The 14672-nt window shown below is 66.7% G+C and carries 16 protein-coding genes; 10 read left to right on the top strand and 6 right to left on the bottom strand.

Annotated elements, in window-relative coordinates; translation table 11 throughout:
* The first annotated feature begins 6 nt into the window (after positions 1-6).
* From DYQ94_RS01410 to DYQ94_RS01395, 4 genes are all read left to right on the top strand, one after another.
* Positions 7-1059 (top strand): cation diffusion facilitator family transporter, encoded by a 1053-nt coding sequence (locus tag DYQ94_RS01410; RefSeq protein ID WP_104591244.1) that lies wholly within the window; start codon positions 7-9, stop codon positions 1057-1059.
* A 281-nt stretch (positions 1060-1340) separates the two neighbouring features.
* The gene (locus DYQ94_RS01405; RefSeq protein WP_039511537.1) at positions 1341-1814 is read left to right on the top strand and encodes an FKBP-type peptidyl-prolyl cis-trans isomerase; all 474 of its coding nucleotides are present in this window, start codon (positions 1341-1343) and stop codon (positions 1812-1814) included.
* Between the two features lie 124 nt (positions 1815-1938).
* Positions 1939-3315: an Hsp70 family protein gene (locus DYQ94_RS01400; protein WP_065032048.1), complete on the top strand. Its 1377-nt coding sequence runs from the start codon at positions 1939-1941 to the stop codon at positions 3313-3315.
* Between the two features lie 189 nt (positions 3316-3504).
* On the top strand, positions 3505-3690 hold the full coding sequence (locus DYQ94_RS01395; RefSeq protein WP_010366034.1) for a hypothetical protein: 186 nt from the start codon (positions 3505-3507) through the stop codon (positions 3688-3690).
* A gap of 86 nt (positions 3691-3776) precedes the next feature.
* On the opposite strand, the gene DYQ94_RS01390 is transcribed toward DYQ94_RS01395, so the two are convergent.
* Genes DYQ94_RS01390 through DYQ94_RS01380 form a run of 3 tightly spaced genes read right to left on the bottom strand, consistent with a single transcriptional unit; the run spans position 3777 to position 5790 of the window.
* Complete coding sequence (locus DYQ94_RS01390; protein ID WP_126965729.1) at positions 3777-4661, bottom strand: DUF4097 family beta strand repeat-containing protein; 885 nt, start codon at positions 4659-4661, stop codon at positions 3777-3779.
* Between the two features lie 11 nt (positions 4662-4672).
* Positions 4673-5206 carry a hypothetical protein gene (locus tag DYQ94_RS01385; RefSeq protein WP_126965728.1) on the bottom strand — a complete coding sequence of 178 codons (534 nt, stop codon included), beginning with the start codon at positions 5204-5206 and terminating at the stop codon, positions 4673-4675.
* A complete protein-coding gene (locus tag DYQ94_RS01380; RefSeq protein ID WP_024938004.1) occupies positions 5203-5790 on the bottom strand; it encodes an RNA polymerase sigma factor in 588 nt (195 codons plus the stop codon). The genes DYQ94_RS01385 and DYQ94_RS01380 overlap by 4 nt, the downstream gene beginning before the upstream one ends.
* Before the next feature lie 329 nt (positions 5791-6119).
* On the opposite strand from DYQ94_RS01380, the gene DYQ94_RS01375 reads away from it, so the two are divergent.
* Together DYQ94_RS01375 and DYQ94_RS01370 are read left to right on the top strand one after the other, a co-directional pair.
* Positions 6120-6368, top strand: coding sequence for a hypothetical protein (locus tag DYQ94_RS01375; protein ID WP_039520183.1), 249 nt, complete (start codon positions 6120-6122; stop codon positions 6366-6368).
* A gap of 232 nt (positions 6369-6600) precedes the next feature.
* Positions 6601-7194 carry a mechanosensitive ion channel family protein gene (locus DYQ94_RS01370; protein ID WP_104626969.1) on the top strand — a complete coding sequence of 198 codons (594 nt, stop codon included), beginning with the start codon at positions 6601-6603 and terminating at the stop codon, positions 7192-7194.
* Between the two features lie 158 nt (positions 7195-7352).
* Here the strand turns inward: DYQ94_RS01370 and DYQ94_RS01365 are convergent, their stop codons facing one another.
* Positions 7353-7619 carry a DksA/TraR family C4-type zinc finger protein gene (locus DYQ94_RS01365; RefSeq protein ID WP_024938007.1) on the bottom strand — a complete coding sequence of 89 codons (267 nt, stop codon included), beginning with the start codon at positions 7617-7619 and terminating at the stop codon, positions 7353-7355.
* A 131-nt stretch (positions 7620-7750) separates the two neighbouring features.
* Here DYQ94_RS01365 and DYQ94_RS01360 point away from each other — a divergent pair, with 131 nt between their 5' ends.
* The gene (locus DYQ94_RS01360) at positions 7751-8005 is read left to right on the top strand and encodes a DUF2789 domain-containing protein (RefSeq protein WP_016904102.1); all 255 of its coding nucleotides are present in this window, start codon (positions 7751-7753) and stop codon (positions 8003-8005) included.
* A 174-nt stretch (positions 8006-8179) separates the two neighbouring features.
* On the opposite strand, the gene DYQ94_RS01355 is transcribed toward DYQ94_RS01360, so the two are convergent.
* Positions 8180-8353, bottom strand: a complete 174-nt coding sequence (locus DYQ94_RS01355; RefSeq protein ID WP_003489471.1) for a DUF1328 domain-containing protein — start codon at positions 8351-8353, stop codon at positions 8180-8182.
* A gap of 171 nt (positions 8354-8524) precedes the next feature.
* On the opposite strand from DYQ94_RS01355, the gene DYQ94_RS01350 reads away from it, so the two are divergent.
* The 3 genes from DYQ94_RS01350 (at position 8525) to DYQ94_RS01340 (ending at position 11742) form a co-directional block, all read left to right on the top strand.
* Positions 8525-9052, top strand: a complete 528-nt coding sequence (locus DYQ94_RS01350; protein WP_160954631.1) for a M48 family metallopeptidase — start codon at positions 8525-8527, stop codon at positions 9050-9052.
* A 183-nt stretch (positions 9053-9235) separates the two neighbouring features.
* Positions 9236-10486 (top strand): 2OG-Fe(II) oxygenase, encoded by a 1251-nt coding sequence (locus tag DYQ94_RS01345; RefSeq protein WP_160954630.1) that lies wholly within the window; start codon positions 9236-9238, stop codon positions 10484-10486.
* Between the two features lie 155 nt (positions 10487-10641).
* Positions 10642-11742 (top strand): Glu/Leu/Phe/Val dehydrogenase dimerization domain-containing protein, encoded by a 1101-nt coding sequence (locus DYQ94_RS01340; RefSeq protein WP_126965725.1) that lies wholly within the window; start codon positions 10642-10644, stop codon positions 11740-11742.
* A 55-nt stretch (positions 11743-11797) separates the two neighbouring features.
* On the opposite strand, the gene DYQ94_RS01335 is transcribed toward DYQ94_RS01340, so the two are convergent.
* Entirely contained in the window at positions 11798-14653 is a 2856-nt protein-coding gene (locus tag DYQ94_RS01335) for an autotransporter serine protease (RefSeq protein ID WP_184428986.1), read from the bottom strand.
* Positions 14654-14672: the final 19 nt, after the last annotated feature.

Below are 14672 nucleotides of genomic sequence, written 5' to 3'. Positions count from 1 at the left end.
TGTCGAATGCCCTGCAGGTCGCACGTGCCCAACCCATCGCTTCCCCAAGCCCCCGGCGCTGCGCCAGGATCCACCGCGCCTACGGCTGGCGAACCGGGCGCGGCAAAGAAAACCGGCTCGCATCTGGTCGTCTATGTCGCGCTGGCCGGCAACCTTGCCATCGCGATCGCAAAATTCATCGCCGCAGGCATTTCGGGCAGCTCGGCGATGCTCAGCGAAGGCGTGCACTCGCTGGTGGACACCGTCAACGAAGTGTTGCTGCTGTACGGCTTGCGCCGCGCCGCGCAGGCCCCCTCGCCGACCCATCCGTTCGGCTACGGGCGTGAGCTGTACTTCTGGAGTTTCATCGTCGCGCTATTGGTATTCGCGATGGGCGCAGGCGTGTCGCTGTACGAGGGCATCGTGCATCTGCGCAATCCCGAGCCGGCCAAGAGCCATCTGCTCGCCTACATCGTGCTCGGTGTGTCGATCGTGTTCGAAGGCATTTCCTGGGTGGTGGCGCTGCGCGAATTCCGCGCCAAGAAGGGCCGCATGGGCTATTTCCAGGCATTCCGGCAGAGCAAGGACCCCAGCACGTTCACCGTGCTGCTCGAAGACAGCGCCGCCTTGATCGGCCTGTTCATGGCGGTGCTGGGCCTGGCCGGCGCACAGCTGCTGGACATGCCCGAACTCGATGGCATCGCCTCGATCGGCATCGCCTGCGTGCTGGCCTTTACCGCCTTCCTGTTGGCGCGCGAAACCAAGGGCCTGCTGATCGGCGAACCCGCGCATGCGCACGTCACCGAATCGCTACTGCGCATTGCCGCCAGCGATCCGGATGTGCGCGCCGCCAACGGCGTACTGACCATGCAGATGGGCCCGAACCAGGTGGTCGCCGCGTTGAGCGCCGAGTTCGAAGACAGCCGCACCACGCCACAGATCGAAGCCTGCGTCGGGCGCATCGAAGCGGCCGCCAAGCGTCAGCATCCCGAGCTCACCGCGCTGTTCATCAAGCCGCAGACGCCGGAAACCTGGCACGCGCGCCGCGCCCAGATCGAACGTGGAGCAGAGAAGGATTAGTGCACGGCAGGCCGTGGAATGCGTGCATCGCCACGCGGCCAAACGCCGCACGTGACGCGCATCGATCGGCTCATCTTCGCACCGACGCACCGACGCATCGCGTAGGAAGCAGTTGCATCGCAGCGGTGACATCGTCACCACCAAGCTGATCCTCGCCCTAACCGCAGCCCCGGCTGCGGTTGCATCATCCGGGTCGATTGCCTACGGTAGGCGGGCACCACCTCTTGGCGTCGTGAGTCAGCCGACGCATCCCACTCGATCACAAGTCATGGAGGTTTCCGATGGAAATCAGCCAGGGTCGCGTTGCGACCATTCATTACACCCTTTCCGACGACAGCGGCCAGGTCCTGGACCGTTCGACGCCGGACGCGCCATTGAGCTACCTGCACGGTGCCGGCAACATCGTGCCCGGCCTGGAACAGGCGCTGGACGGCAAGCGCGTCGGCGAGACACTCACTGCCGATGTCGTGCCCGAGCAAGGCTATGGCCCGCGCCATGAGCAGTTGATCCAGCAGGTACCGCGTGAGGCATTCCCGACCGATGTCGAGGTCGTGCCGGGTGTGCAGTTCGAGGCGCGCACCCAGCAGGGCCCGGTGCTGGTCACCGTCACCGAGGTGGGCCCGGAGCAGGTCACCGTCGACGGCAACCATCCGCTGGCCGGGCAGACCCTGCATTTCGCGGTCGAAGTCATCGAGGTGCGCGAAGCCACCACCGAAGAACTAAACGAAGGCCAGGTCGCCAGCGTCGCGGCCTGATCGGGTGTGCCGCGTGCCTGTGGGCATGCGGCAGTTCGGCTGCTGCGACGTCCGAACGCAGCGCGACGGGCGTCGCCGGCAGCAGAAGTAGTAAAGTGCGCGGCCCGCTCACAGGCCCGCTTGCATGAAACTCGGCATCGACTTCGGTACCAGCAACTCCGCCGCCGCGGCGATCGTCGATGGTCAGGTGGTCCCGGTGCGCTTCGGCGAGGCCCTGCAGTTCCGCACCACGGTGTATTTCCCCGAGACCATGCGCGACCCGGACGATTTCAGCCTGACCCCGGCGCTGGAATACGAGGTCGAACGGCTGATCGACTCCGGCCGTCGCGATGCCGCCGCGGCAGGCCGCACGTCCAGCAACGACAGCCTGCGCCGCGACGCGATCCGCATCGTGCGCCGCCAGTGGATGGAAGAGCAGGTGCGCGAGCCGCGCAGCTCCGCCGCCCTGCTGCAGAACGCGGTCTATGGCGACGAAGCGCTGGATGCGTATTTCCTGGAAGGCGAAGGCAGCCTGGTGCAGAGCCCCAAATCGATGTTGGGCTACAACCTGCATCCGCGTGCGCGCCAGACCATCACCGGCATCGCCACGCACGTGCTGGAACACATCCGGCTCACCGCCTCGCGCCAGTTCGACATCAATATCCGCAGCGCCACGCTGGGCCGCCCGGTGCAGTTCCGCAGTTCCATCGGCGAGGCCGGCAACGCGCAGGCGCTGGACATTCTGCAGACCGCCGCCATCGCGGCCGGCTTCGACAGCGTGGATTTCCTCGAAGAACCCGCAGCGGCCGCGATGCATTACCACGTCAGCCACGACAGCCGTCACGACACCGTGGTGGTGGACATCGGCGGCGGCACCACCGACATCGCCCATGCCAGCGTCGGCGGCAGCGCCGCGCCGCAGGTGCACCGCGCCTGGGGCATCGCGCGCGGCGGTACCGATATCGATCTGGCGCTGAGTCTGGCCGCCTACATGCCGCTGTTCGGCCGCGGCATCACCCGCGTGCCCACCCACCATTACGTGGAAGCGGCGATGGTGCAGGACATGACCCGCCAGCGCGAATTCCGCCTGCACAAGTACCAGGACGTCCCTGCCCCGTTCGACAAGCGCCTGCAGGCGCTGCAGGACACCGGCAACACCGCGCGCCTGTACCGCGGCGTGGAAGCCTGCAAGATCGCGCTCAGCGAGCGCGACCGGCACCAGGCCGGGCTGGACTTCATCGAACGCGGGCTGGAGGTGGAGGTGCAGGCCAGCGCGCTGGTTGCGTCCGCTTCCAGCTACCTGGGCGAACTGGAAGGCTTGCTTGCGCAGGTCCGTGCCGACCTGGATGCGCCGCCGGCCACGCTGTTCCTGACCGGCGGCATGTCGCGTGCCGGCTATATCCGCGACACGGTGGCTGCCGCGTTCCCGCAATCGCGCCTGGTGCAGGGCGATCCGTCCTTCGGCGTGGTGCAGGGTCTGGCCTGGGCGGCGGCCCGCCAGGCCCGTCCGTCGGACGGTTAAGGCAACGCGGGCGCCCATCCGTTACAATGCACGGTTGCTGCATACCGCTTAGCCGGCTTGTCAGCAAGGCACGCTTGCCGTGCCGCCGCGATTGCGCACCGAACGCGACCGCACCTCTCGACACCGCTTCCGCGCGCGCCACCCTAGCCGCACGCGGTGTCATCGCACTTCCCCGCTACAGGAGGCCACATGGCACGTCCCGCGACCAAGCAGAAATCCCAGCCCAGCATCGCTCGCAGCGAAGGCAAGTCGCAGCCGCTCAGTCGTGAGCGCATCGCTGCCGACATCGCCGCGTTCCGCAAGACCGGCGGCCGGATCGAAGTGCTCACCACCAACTTCGGCCCTGCGCGTAACGATGGCGACAAGATCGCCTAAGCGTCACCCCCCGCAAGCCGAAGCGTTGTACCGACGTGCCACCGCAAGGTGGCACGTTCGTTTCCGGCCACAGTTGGCGCAGCCGCTCAGTTGCCGTAATCGATGCGCACCGAGCCGGAATGCGACTCGAGTTTGATGTCGCCATTGCCGGCCCCCAGCCGGGTTCTCAGGCTCTTGCCCGGGCCGTACTCCGGCCGCTCCACCTGCCCGGCCACCGAACGGATGTCGCCGCTGAACACCTCCACCTGCAGCGCTGCCGACACGTTGCGCGGCACACCCAGGCTGATCGTGCCACTGACGCTCTCCGCAGCGATGCTGCCGCCCGGCGCCAGACCGGCCACCGTCAGCGCCGTTGCGCCGGACACGCTCTCGGCGCGCAGCTGCGACACCTGCCCCGCGCCGACCCGGATCTGGCCGGAAACGGACTCGACCGACACTACGCCGCTGGCGCCGGCCGGCGCATCGATCTGCCCGCTGACCGTGCCAAGGCTCAGCCGTGCGCTGGCCACCGTGCTGCGCAGAGCGCCGCTGACGGTTTCCAGTTGCGCTTCCCTGGCGCGTCCGGCTGCGACCACGTTGCCGCTGACCGACTTGAGCTGCAACCGCGCCAGATCGACCTGATCGACATCCACCGAGGCACTCACCGCCTCCACCTCCAGCAGCACCGCGCGCGGAACCCGCAGCTCCAGTTGGGCCCCCCTGCTGTTGCGGTTGTTACGCGGGTAGATCACCTCGAACTGCAGCCGGTCCGGGCTTTCATCCACCTCCAGGCGCTGCCCTTCGCCCAGGGTGCCGGTCAGCGCCACGTCGTCGCGGTCCCAGCCGCGCACGCGGATCTGCCCGGCGATGTTGTCCAGCTCCACGCGCCCGCCGCGCGTCAGCGGATGGCTCTGCTTCACGGTGGTCTGCGCTGCCGCCGGCAGTGCGCAAAACGCAAGCAGCAACAACACGGATAGATGGGCGTAACGCATGGGCATGCTCCTCAGCTTGGAAAGGACGTCTCGCCCTGCGCGGCAAGACGGGTCAGTTGCAGGCGCTTGGCATAGGTGCGTTGCAGCTGCGACAACAGGAATGCAGAGCGCGGACTCTGCGCGATGGCGTGGTGGATGGCCTGTGCACTCTGGTCCAGCTCGGCCAGCGCCGGGCGCAGATCGGCCGGCACCTGCTGCACCGGCACTGCATCGATGGCCTGCTGGTACTGGCCGGCCATTGCCTGCGCCTGCGCCACCAGGCCAGAGCGCGCCGACGCTGGCGCTGGCGCCTGGGTCGAGCGATCGAGCCCTGGCACGATCGCCACCACGGCCAGCGCAGCAGCAAGCGCCACACCGAACGCGGGCCAGGCCCAGGCACGCTGGCGGCGCGGCTGCAGCGCAACCACGTTGGTGTGCGGCGTCAGTGCGGGCGCGATGCGCTCCCAGAGCTGTGCCGGTGGCTGACGTTGTTGCGGCAACGCACGCAGACGCGCGGACAACGCGGCGTCATCGGTTGCGTGCGGATCAAGCGGATCGTGATTCATGCAATGTCTCCCAGCCGCACGCGCAGCAGGCCGCGCGCGCGATGCAGTTGCGCCTTGGAACTGCCGACCGCCATCTGCAGTTCGTCGGCAATTTCCTGATGTTTCCAGCCTTCGATGTCGTGCAACACCAGTACCGCGCGTGCACGCGGCGGCAGCGTCTCCAGCGCGCGCTCCAGATCCATCTGGGTGGCCTGGCAGGCTGCGACACCTGGAATGGCAGCGAGGATCTCGCCATCGGCATCGTCCACCATCTGATCGCCCGCAGCCGAACGCGCACGCAGCTCCATCAGGGCCGTATTGACGGCCAGCCGGTGCAGCCAGGTGCCCAGCGCGCTCTGGAAGCGGAATTGCGGCAAGGCCTTCCACGCGGCAATGAAGGTCTCCTGCAGCACATCGTCGGCACGTGCCGCATTGCCCCCGCATAGCCGCCACACCACCGCATACAGGCGCGGCGCATGACGGCGGTAGATGGCCTCGTAGGCGGTGCGATCGCCGCCTGCAGCGGCACGCGCCAGCGCCGCATCGTCGCGTCCGGCCGGACCGTCACAAGCTGAGGCATCGATGGGCATGGAGGTGTCGAGCATATCCACTTCGATGCGCTGGGCAGCACAAAGGTTTAAACCGCGCCCAGGTTTTTTTCGAGCACGGTTCCAGTCGCGACCGACCAGCCTACTGCGCCGCCGCCCGGCGGGCGCGGCCGGTGGTCGGAATCGGCATGGCCCCGTCGTGCCACTTCGGTTCAGAGCGTGCGGTCCTTACCACCTGACGACTGCTCGCTTCCTTTTTTGCCGTTCTAAACCCTTTCGCCGTTCGCCGCATCCAAGCCTGCGATGGCGCAATCCTGCGCCGCATCGTTTGCCGGGAGCACCGCCGTTGGCCGCTCCAGGCGCAGGCCCCCTGATCGGACGTCGCCATGCCGCATGTTCTCGGAATCCTGCTGAGCCTGTGCTCCACCCAGTGCTCGGCCCCGCTGCCGATGGATGCAGTGCAGCTCACGCTGACGCCTGCGCGCCTGCAGGCCTGCCTGCTGCACCTGCCGTCGACGCGGCTGTCATGCGTCGAGCTGAACTCACCAGCGCACTGGTTGCCGGTACGCCGCGCCGAGCAGCTGTGGCGGCGTGTTGTCGCATTGTCCGCGCATGGCCGCAGTTCAACGCGTTGACCGGTTGCAGCGTCATCATGAATTTCGGTCGCTGCTGTATCGCCGTGTTGGCCTTCATCGATGCGCATGGCAGCGAACGCCCGGCCACGTACAGCTGAGATGCGGCACTCCATCGCAGCATCCTTGACTCAAGCTCGCTGCCGCCACCGCTGAGCACGCGTTCACCCCGCGCACCGGCTGCGCAATGACGCCCCCGTTACAATGGCTGTTCTCTGTGAACCTGCACGATCCGATGTCCGCGTCCGACGCTTTGCCCACCATGATCCGTAGCCTGCTGCCGCACTGGAATCCGCAGTGGCTGACCGTGGCAGTGCTGACGGTCCAGATCGTGCTGATCCTCGCCGTTGCCGCGCTGGTTCGGCTACTGCTGCGGCAAGTGCTGCGCCGCCTGTGTACGCGCTACAGCCTGCCGGCGGAAATGATGATCGGCATCCGTCGCGTGGGCAGCTTCATCATTTCCGTCACTGCGGTGCTGACGGTACTGAACGTGCTGGGCGTCTCCAGCGGCACCTTGTGGACCGCGTTCACCGGATTCGCGGCAGTCGGTGCGGTGGCGTTCTTCGCGGCATGGAGCGTGCTGTCCAATATCTTCTGCACCTTCCTGATCATCACCACGCGCCCGTTCCGCCTGCACGACCACATCGAGCTGCTGGAAGGCGGCGACAAGCCCGGCCTGAAGGGCCGGGTGATCGACATCAACGTGATTTACACGACCCTGGAAGAAACCGGCGATCATGCCGGCAGCGTACTGCAGGTTCCCAACAGCCTGTTCTTCCAGCGCACCACGCGCCGTTGGCGCGAGACCAGCCACTTCAACGCCAGCTGAGGGCGTCTGGCAGGACGTAGCGAGCCGTTATCGGGTGACTCGGTCGGCGCCTCGCAAGGACACGGCATACGAATGTCGCATGTAGGCCCCGAGCGATGGCCGCAGCCGCCTGGCGGCAAGCGCAGTCGTTTGCCGGTTGCGCTGAAGCCGCGTGGCAATCAACGCAGCTGGCTGTCCTTGCTGCCCCGACGGTTGTAGCCGCCTTGCGCCGCCTGCTCCTGGTCGTGCGCCTGCTGACAGTTCACGCACAGGTGCACGCCCGGTACTGCCTTGCGGCGCGCCTCGGGGATGGGCGCATCGCACTCCTCGCAGTGAGTCAGGCTCGGGCCCTGATGCAGCTGGCTCCGCGCGCGCTTGATCGCGTCCTCGACGGTCGCATCGATCTGGTCCTGCACCGCCCCATCACCTGCCCATCCGGTCGCCATGTTCGCCTCGGCTTGTCTGCTCAGAACTCAAATATGGGCATGCGCCCAGGCAAATCCAAGCCGGACGTGCACAGCGCGCTCAAATCAGGTGCTTTAGCATCCGCCCATTCGCACTCTTCGAGGAAGTCGCAATGGAACAACACGTCCACCCGTTCTCCGAATTATTCGCCCAGTTGGGCCTGCCGTCGGATGAGGTCAGCATCCGCAGCTTCATCGACGAACACTCTCCGCTGCCGGGCGACATGCGCCTGGAGGAAGCGCCCTTCTGGACACCGGCGCAGGCGCAGCTGCTGCGTGAAGAGCGCCTCGACGATGCCGACTGGATCGTGACCATCGATCAACTCAATATCGCCTTGCACACCACCGCCGACGACACCGGCGTCTGATCCGCGCAAGAACGCAGCGAGTGTCCTGCGCTAGACCTCGCTCGCGGCCGGCTTGTCGTTTTGTTGGTTGATTAGCTTGCAGGAATAAAAAAAAAGAGCGGCCACTGGCCGCTCCTTTGCACTCCGGGCGATGTAGCCGGCATGCGAACCGCATGCCGATGCACGCCTCGGGCGTCAGGTCACCTTTTTGGCGATCGTCATGCCGAGCACGAACAGCACGATGGCGATGATGATGCCGGCCCAGAACAGGAACTTGGCAATCCCCATTGCAGCGCCCGCCATGCCGCCAAACCCGAGCGCACCGGCAATCAGTCCGATGATGGCGAAAATAATGGCCCACTTGATCATGTTTGTTGTCTCCTCATCCGGCACGGTGCCGTGTTCAGTCGTGTGCTTGCGCAGTCGTGCCGCAAAACATGCGCTGCACGCTACGCATCCGGATGTGCCGCATTCGTGAATACGCCTGACACACGACGCCACATTCGCGCAGATTCGCCAGCAGCGCCTGCATCGGCGATCATGCGCAGCTCGCAGCAATCGATTGGCATGGACACTCTTCGCTATCTCGCCGGCTACCCGCCCGCCGTCCTGGATCAGGTGCGCGAGCTGATCGCGCAGGACAAACTCGCCCTGGTACTGGCACGCCGCTACCCGGACCGCCACAGCATCCGCACCGACCGGCAGTTGTACGACTACGTCAAGGCCATGAAGGAGCGCTACATGCGCTCCTCGCCCACGCTGCACAAGGCGCTCTACGACAACCATCTGCAGGTGGTGAAGCACGCGCTGGGCACGCATACGGCGATCTCGCGCGTCCACGGTAGCCGGCTCAAGGCCAGCCGCGAGATCCGCATCGCCTCGATCTTCCGCGATGCGCCCGAACCGTTCCTGCAGATGATCGTCGCCCACGAGCTGTCGCATCTGAAGGAGGCCGATCACAACAAGGCCTTCTACCAGCTGTGCAACCACATGAGCCCGGACTACCACCAACTGGAGTTCGACCTGCGCCTGTATCTGACCCACCTGGCGCTGTCCACGGACGCCTGATCGCGCACCGGCTAGACGAGGCAGCCCATCGCTGCGACCACCGGTCCATGGCCACCGGTCGCCCGCCGGGGACGCACGACCTGCATTGATCTCGGCGAGACCGCCATCGCCCTACGCGGGCCGCAGCGGCGCCCGCCTAGGATCAGGCACGACAGGGTTGCCGGCCTCTCCTAGAATGCCTCCATGCAGGCACCGTCCCTCCAGCAGCTCACCCAGGCCGCACAGACCGCCCAACCCGCGGCAATGACGGCGCTGGCACATGCATTGGTGCGTACCGGGCAGCCCGAGCAGGCGCTGGCCTGGTACACGCGCAGTGCGGCCGCAGGCGATGCCGGCGCGCAGATCGAAGCCGGCCGCATGCTGGCCTACGGTGTGGGTTGCGAGGTGGACCTGGCCCGTGCGCAGGAGCACTGGCAACACGCCGAGCGCCAGGATGTTGCGGCAGCGCGCTATCTGTTGGCGACCGTGGCCATCACCGACGCCCCATTGATGCTCGACACGCAGGCGCAATCCCGCTTGCATGCAGCGGCCGCAGCCAACTATCCGCCTGCGCTGCGCGCGCTGGCCATCCAGCACGGCCGGATCGATCACCCCGCGCAGCAACGCAGCTGCGTTGCCTTGCTGGAGCGCGCCGCCGCAGCCGGTGACGCACTGGCTGCCGCGCTACTGGCCGAGCGTCTGCTGCGTGGCGAAGGCGTCCGGCCACAACCCGACGCCGCGGCGCAGCTGCTGCGGCAATTGCAGCCGCTGGGTATCGCCGCGGCGCCTGCCGTGCAGATCACGCCGCCGGATCCGCTCGTCGACGATCCGCGCATCCGTTTCGCTGCCCGACATGTCGCAACGCGCCGCCACGACGCGCCCATGATCGAAGAAGTCTGCGGCGTGCTGTCTGCCGACGAGTGCCGCCTGTTGATGTTGCTGGCGCGGCCGCACCTGCGCGCCTCCGAAGTGGTCGACCCCGACGATGCGCGCACGCGCCGCGCGCCGATCCGCACCAGCCGCGGCGCCACCCTGGACCCCATCCTCGAAGACTTTGCCGCGCGTGCGGCGCAGGCGCGCGTGGCGGCCTGCGCGCAGCTGCCGCTGACCCATGCCGAAGCGCTGTCGGTGCTGTGCTACGCGCCGGGTGAGCAGTACCGCGCGCATCGCGACTACCTGCCGCCCGGCACGATCGCCGCCGACCGCCCCACTGCCGGCAATCGCCTGCGCACCGCCTGCGTCTACCTCAACGACGTCGACGCGGGAGGCGATACCGACTTCCCGGTCGCGGGCGTGCGCGTGCGTCCACGTGCCGGGTCGGTGGTGTGCTTCGACAATCTGCATGCCGATGGCCGCCCCGACCCCGACTCGCTGCACGCCGGCCTGCCGGTCAGCGCAGGGAGCAAATGGCTGGGAACGCTGTGGTTCCGGCAGCAGCGCTATCGGCATTGGTGAACAGATTCATACACTAGCCCCCGCCGACGTGGTTTAAAATGTTGCAGCGCGACGTGATCGGACAGGGTCTGCAGACGTCGCGTTTTTTTTTCCCATTGCACGGGTTCCAGCCCGGCCTCAGGGAAGGCACATCACGCAGCCCCGCGGAGCCTTCGATGCTTTTCGAAACCCTCGACACCACCGGCCACGAGCAGGTGATTTTCTGTCACAACCGCGACGCCGGCCTGAAAGCGATCATCGCGTTGCACAGCACCCGTCTCGGGCCCGCGCTGGGTGGCGTGCGCATGCGCCCCTACCCCAATAGCGAGGCGGCGCTGGACGATGCGCTGCGGCTCAGCCGCACCATGACCTACAAGAACGCGCTGGCGGGATTGAATGTCGGCGGCGGCAAGGCGGTGATCATCGGCGACCCAAAGAGTGACAAGAGCGAGGCGCTGTTCCGCGCATTCGGCCGTTTTGTCGACACCCTGGGCGGGCGCTACATCACCTCCGAAGACGTCGGCACCGACGTCAACGACATGGAACAGATCTATCTGGAGAGCGAGTACGTCACCGGCGTGCACCAGGTGCATCGCGGCTCCGGCGACCCGGCCCCGTTCACCGCCTACGGTGCGTTGCAGGCGTTGATGGCCTCGCTCAATCGCAGGCTCGGCCACGAGGAAGTCGGCAAGACCAGCATCGCGATCCAGGGCCTGGGCCATATCGGCATGGAGCTGGTGAAGCTGCTCAAGGAGCGCGGCGCCAAACTCTATGTGGCCGATCTGAACCCGGCGCTGGTGGATCGCGCGGTGGCCGAATACGGTGCTGAAGCGGTCAGCATCGAGGAGATCTACCAGGTGCCGGCCGATGTATTCGCACCCTGCGCGCTGGAAGGGGCAATCAACGAAGACACGTTGCCGCGATTGAGGGCCAAGATCATCTGCGGCACCGCCAACAACCAGCTCGCCAGCGCCGCCATCGGCGAAGAGCTGCACAGGCGCGGCATCCTGTATGCGCCCGATTACGTGGTCAATGCCGGCGGCGTAATGAACGTGTCGCTGGAGATCGACGGCTACAACCGCGAACGCGCGATGCGGCTGATCCGCAGCATCTATCACAACCTGGAAAAGGTCTTCGACTTGTCCTCCCGCTTGGGTGTCGCGCCGCAGCAGGCGGCCGACCAGATTGCCGAGGCGCGTATCGAGGCCATCAGCAAGCTCAAACTGCCGCTGGGCCGCACCGCACCGCGCTTCCTGCACAAGCTGCGCGGCGAGTGACCCACCTGTCCAGGCATCTTGCCTGGACAGATGAACCACCGATCAGGCGCGCCGATCAGAAATCGGCGCTGTAATGCAGGCTCAGCGCGCGATCGTCACCGCGCTCGCCCACCCGCTGGTCGTAGCCGAAGCGCAACTGGCTCTGCGGCCCCAACGGCGCGGCCGCGGTGATGCCGAACAGACCACCCGAGCGCGCCGGCTGCATGCCGCGCAATGGCGCCCATGCGTTCACGCCGATGAAGCTGGCATCCAGCGTCAGGCCTTCGCTGCTCAACGCCTGCTGCCATTCGGCATAACCGCCGAGCTGCACGCCGCGCCAGCGATAGGACGAACGCACGCCGGCCAGCACCTGGGTGCGCGAGGAGGTGCTGGCATCGGCACGCAAGCCGAAGCCGTCGCCACCGCTTTCGCGGAATCCCTCGCTGCGCAGACGCACATAATCCAGCCCCATGTAGGGCGTCAGGCTGGCGCGCGCGCCACCCAGGCGATACCCGGTTTCCAGGTTGCCGCTGAGGTAACTGCCGCTGTAGTCGCTGAAGGCACTGCTGCGGTCTTCGCCCAACTGCAGGCTGCGCTCGATCTGCCGGTTGACGTTGCCGAAACCCAACTGACTCAGCGTGTACGCCGACCCCAGCGTGGTACCCCAGTACAGCTGCCCCTGCACCTGCCGATCGCGCCCGCGTGCACCGTCCAGATCGCCCAGGCTGTTGGAGCGCGTTTCGCCGAAGGCAAAGCCAGTGACTGCGCCCGACGCCAGGCGCAGGTCGTTGCCCATCATCCAGCCGGAGGTGGCGAATCCTGCGGTGGTCACGCCACCCTCGCCCGGCCCACCGAGCGCGCGTTGCCAGACGCCCAGCATACGCGGCTGCTGCGACAAGCCGTCGAAATGCGAGGCCAACGCACGCCGCCCCAGATCGATGGTGTCGAAGGTCATCGCTGCCGACTCGGCGTGCGCACGGCCCGACAAACTACGCAGCGAATCGGCGGCAGCCTTGGCATCCGGCGACTGCTGCAACGCCGCTGCGGCGCGGATGAACCCGCTGCTGATGCCGCCAATGCCCTGCAGTTGCTGCGCATCCACCTGCTGGAACGCCTGCTCGACGCGGATTGCCGAATCCATCGCTGCCGTGCCGGTCATGCCCAGCGTGGCGGCAACGGCGGTGGCATTCAAGCTGCGCAAGGCAAGGTAAGCCGTATTGCTGTCGTACGTCAGCGAGGCATCCAGGAAGGTCACGGCCGCGCCGCGGCTGAGCGTGTCGAACGTGCCCTGCAACCCGCTGCTGGCTTGCAACAGCGTGTAGGTCGCGTTGTCGACCACGTAATCGCGGCGGCCGAGCACTTGCAGATCACCTGCAATCGTCGCGGTCCCGGTCACGTTCACCCGGTCGCCCACGTTCAAGGCAAGGCGACCGTTACTGGCCTGCGTGTAATTGCCCGCGATCGACAGCGTCGCACTGTTGACCTGCAGGGTGCCGGCGTTATCGACGCGTCCGCCGATCCTGCCCGCACCGATCAACGTCGCACCATTGGCGATGCCAATGCGCGCACTCTGCAGACTGGCCGTCTGCAAGGTGCCGCCCAGCACCTGGGTGTCGCCGTTGAACGTATTGGCGCCACTGCTCAACACCAGCGTACCGGTGCCGCGTTTGGTCAGGCCACCCGTGCCACTGATGTCGTTGGCCCAGGTGGAACGCAAGGTGTTGACGGTGACATCCACCGTGCCCCAATCAAAGCGCGCCGGCCCCAACACTGCCTTGCCGACATTGAGCAGGCCGTAGCCGAAGGTCGGGTCGACGCCGGCCGCACCCAGATCGGTGGCCGTTCCCAATAGCGTCTGCCGCACCAGATCGTTGCTGAAGTACGGAAAAGCCTGCCACACCAGCGCAGCCGCACCGGAGACCAACGGCGCCGCAAACGAGGTGCCGCTGCCGTAGAAGTAGCGGATGTTGCTGGCGGTCGCATCGGGGTCGAGGAACATCGAGGTGCCCGGTGCCACCAGGCAATAGCGCATCGCCACGCCACAGGCATTGGAGTACGAGGCCAGCTGCGTGGGATTGGCGGTATCCAGCGCAGCGACGACCAGCCAGCCGCGCTCCAGATCGGCGGCCGGCAGCGTGCCGTTCGGGCCCAGCTGGCTGGGCAGCGCGGCGGTATCGGAGGGTTGCGCTCGCGATTCGTTACCCGACGCGAACACCACCAACCCATCGTTGCCGATGACGAACGGCCGGTATTCCTGCGCAATCTGGTTGGTCACCGCCGGGTCGTTCCAATACAGCCCGCCCCAGGAATTGTTCATGATGCGCACGCCGGCACTGATTAGATCGGCATGCACCGGACCCAGGCCAAGCGGGCCATCGACCTCGTTGCCCTGACCGCTGCCGTCATCGTCCGGCGCTTCGTCGCTGATGATGCGTGCCGACACCAGGCCGGCGCCGCTGGCGATGCCGCCCGGCCACTGGCCCACTGCGCGCCCGGCTGCCAGCTGCGCGACCACCGTGCCGTGGCCCACCACATCGCCCGCAGCGACATTGTTGGTACGCGGATCCACATAGATGAAGCTGTCGCTGACCCGCCCCTGCAAGGCCGGATGATTGGAATTGATGCCGGTATCGATCACGCCGATGCGATAGCCCGCACCGGTGAAACCCAATGCCTGCGCAGCGCGTGCGTTGGTCAGCGCCAGATGCGCGTCGAATGCGGGTTCCGGGGTCGTCGGCGGTGCCACCACCGGCGGCGGAGGTGGTGGCGGTGGCGGTGAAGTCGGCGGCGGTGGCGGCGGTGGCGACGTCGGTGGCGGTGCCGTCGGTGTACTCGGACGGATACCACCGCCCCCACCACCGCCGCCACACGCGGTCAACGCCACGGCCAACGCCGAGGCCAGGACAGTCCTGGCGACGTCTGTCTTGTTCATTTGATGCTCTCCCCGAACC

Origin of the sequence: Xanthomonas sp. LMG 8993 (assembly GCF_009835065.2) — a bacterium.
Taxonomy (GTDB): domain Bacteria; phylum Pseudomonadota; class Gammaproteobacteria; order Xanthomonadales; family Xanthomonadaceae; genus Xanthomonas; species Xanthomonas arboricola.
This window is presented reverse-complemented; position numbering and strand designations above follow the sequence as displayed.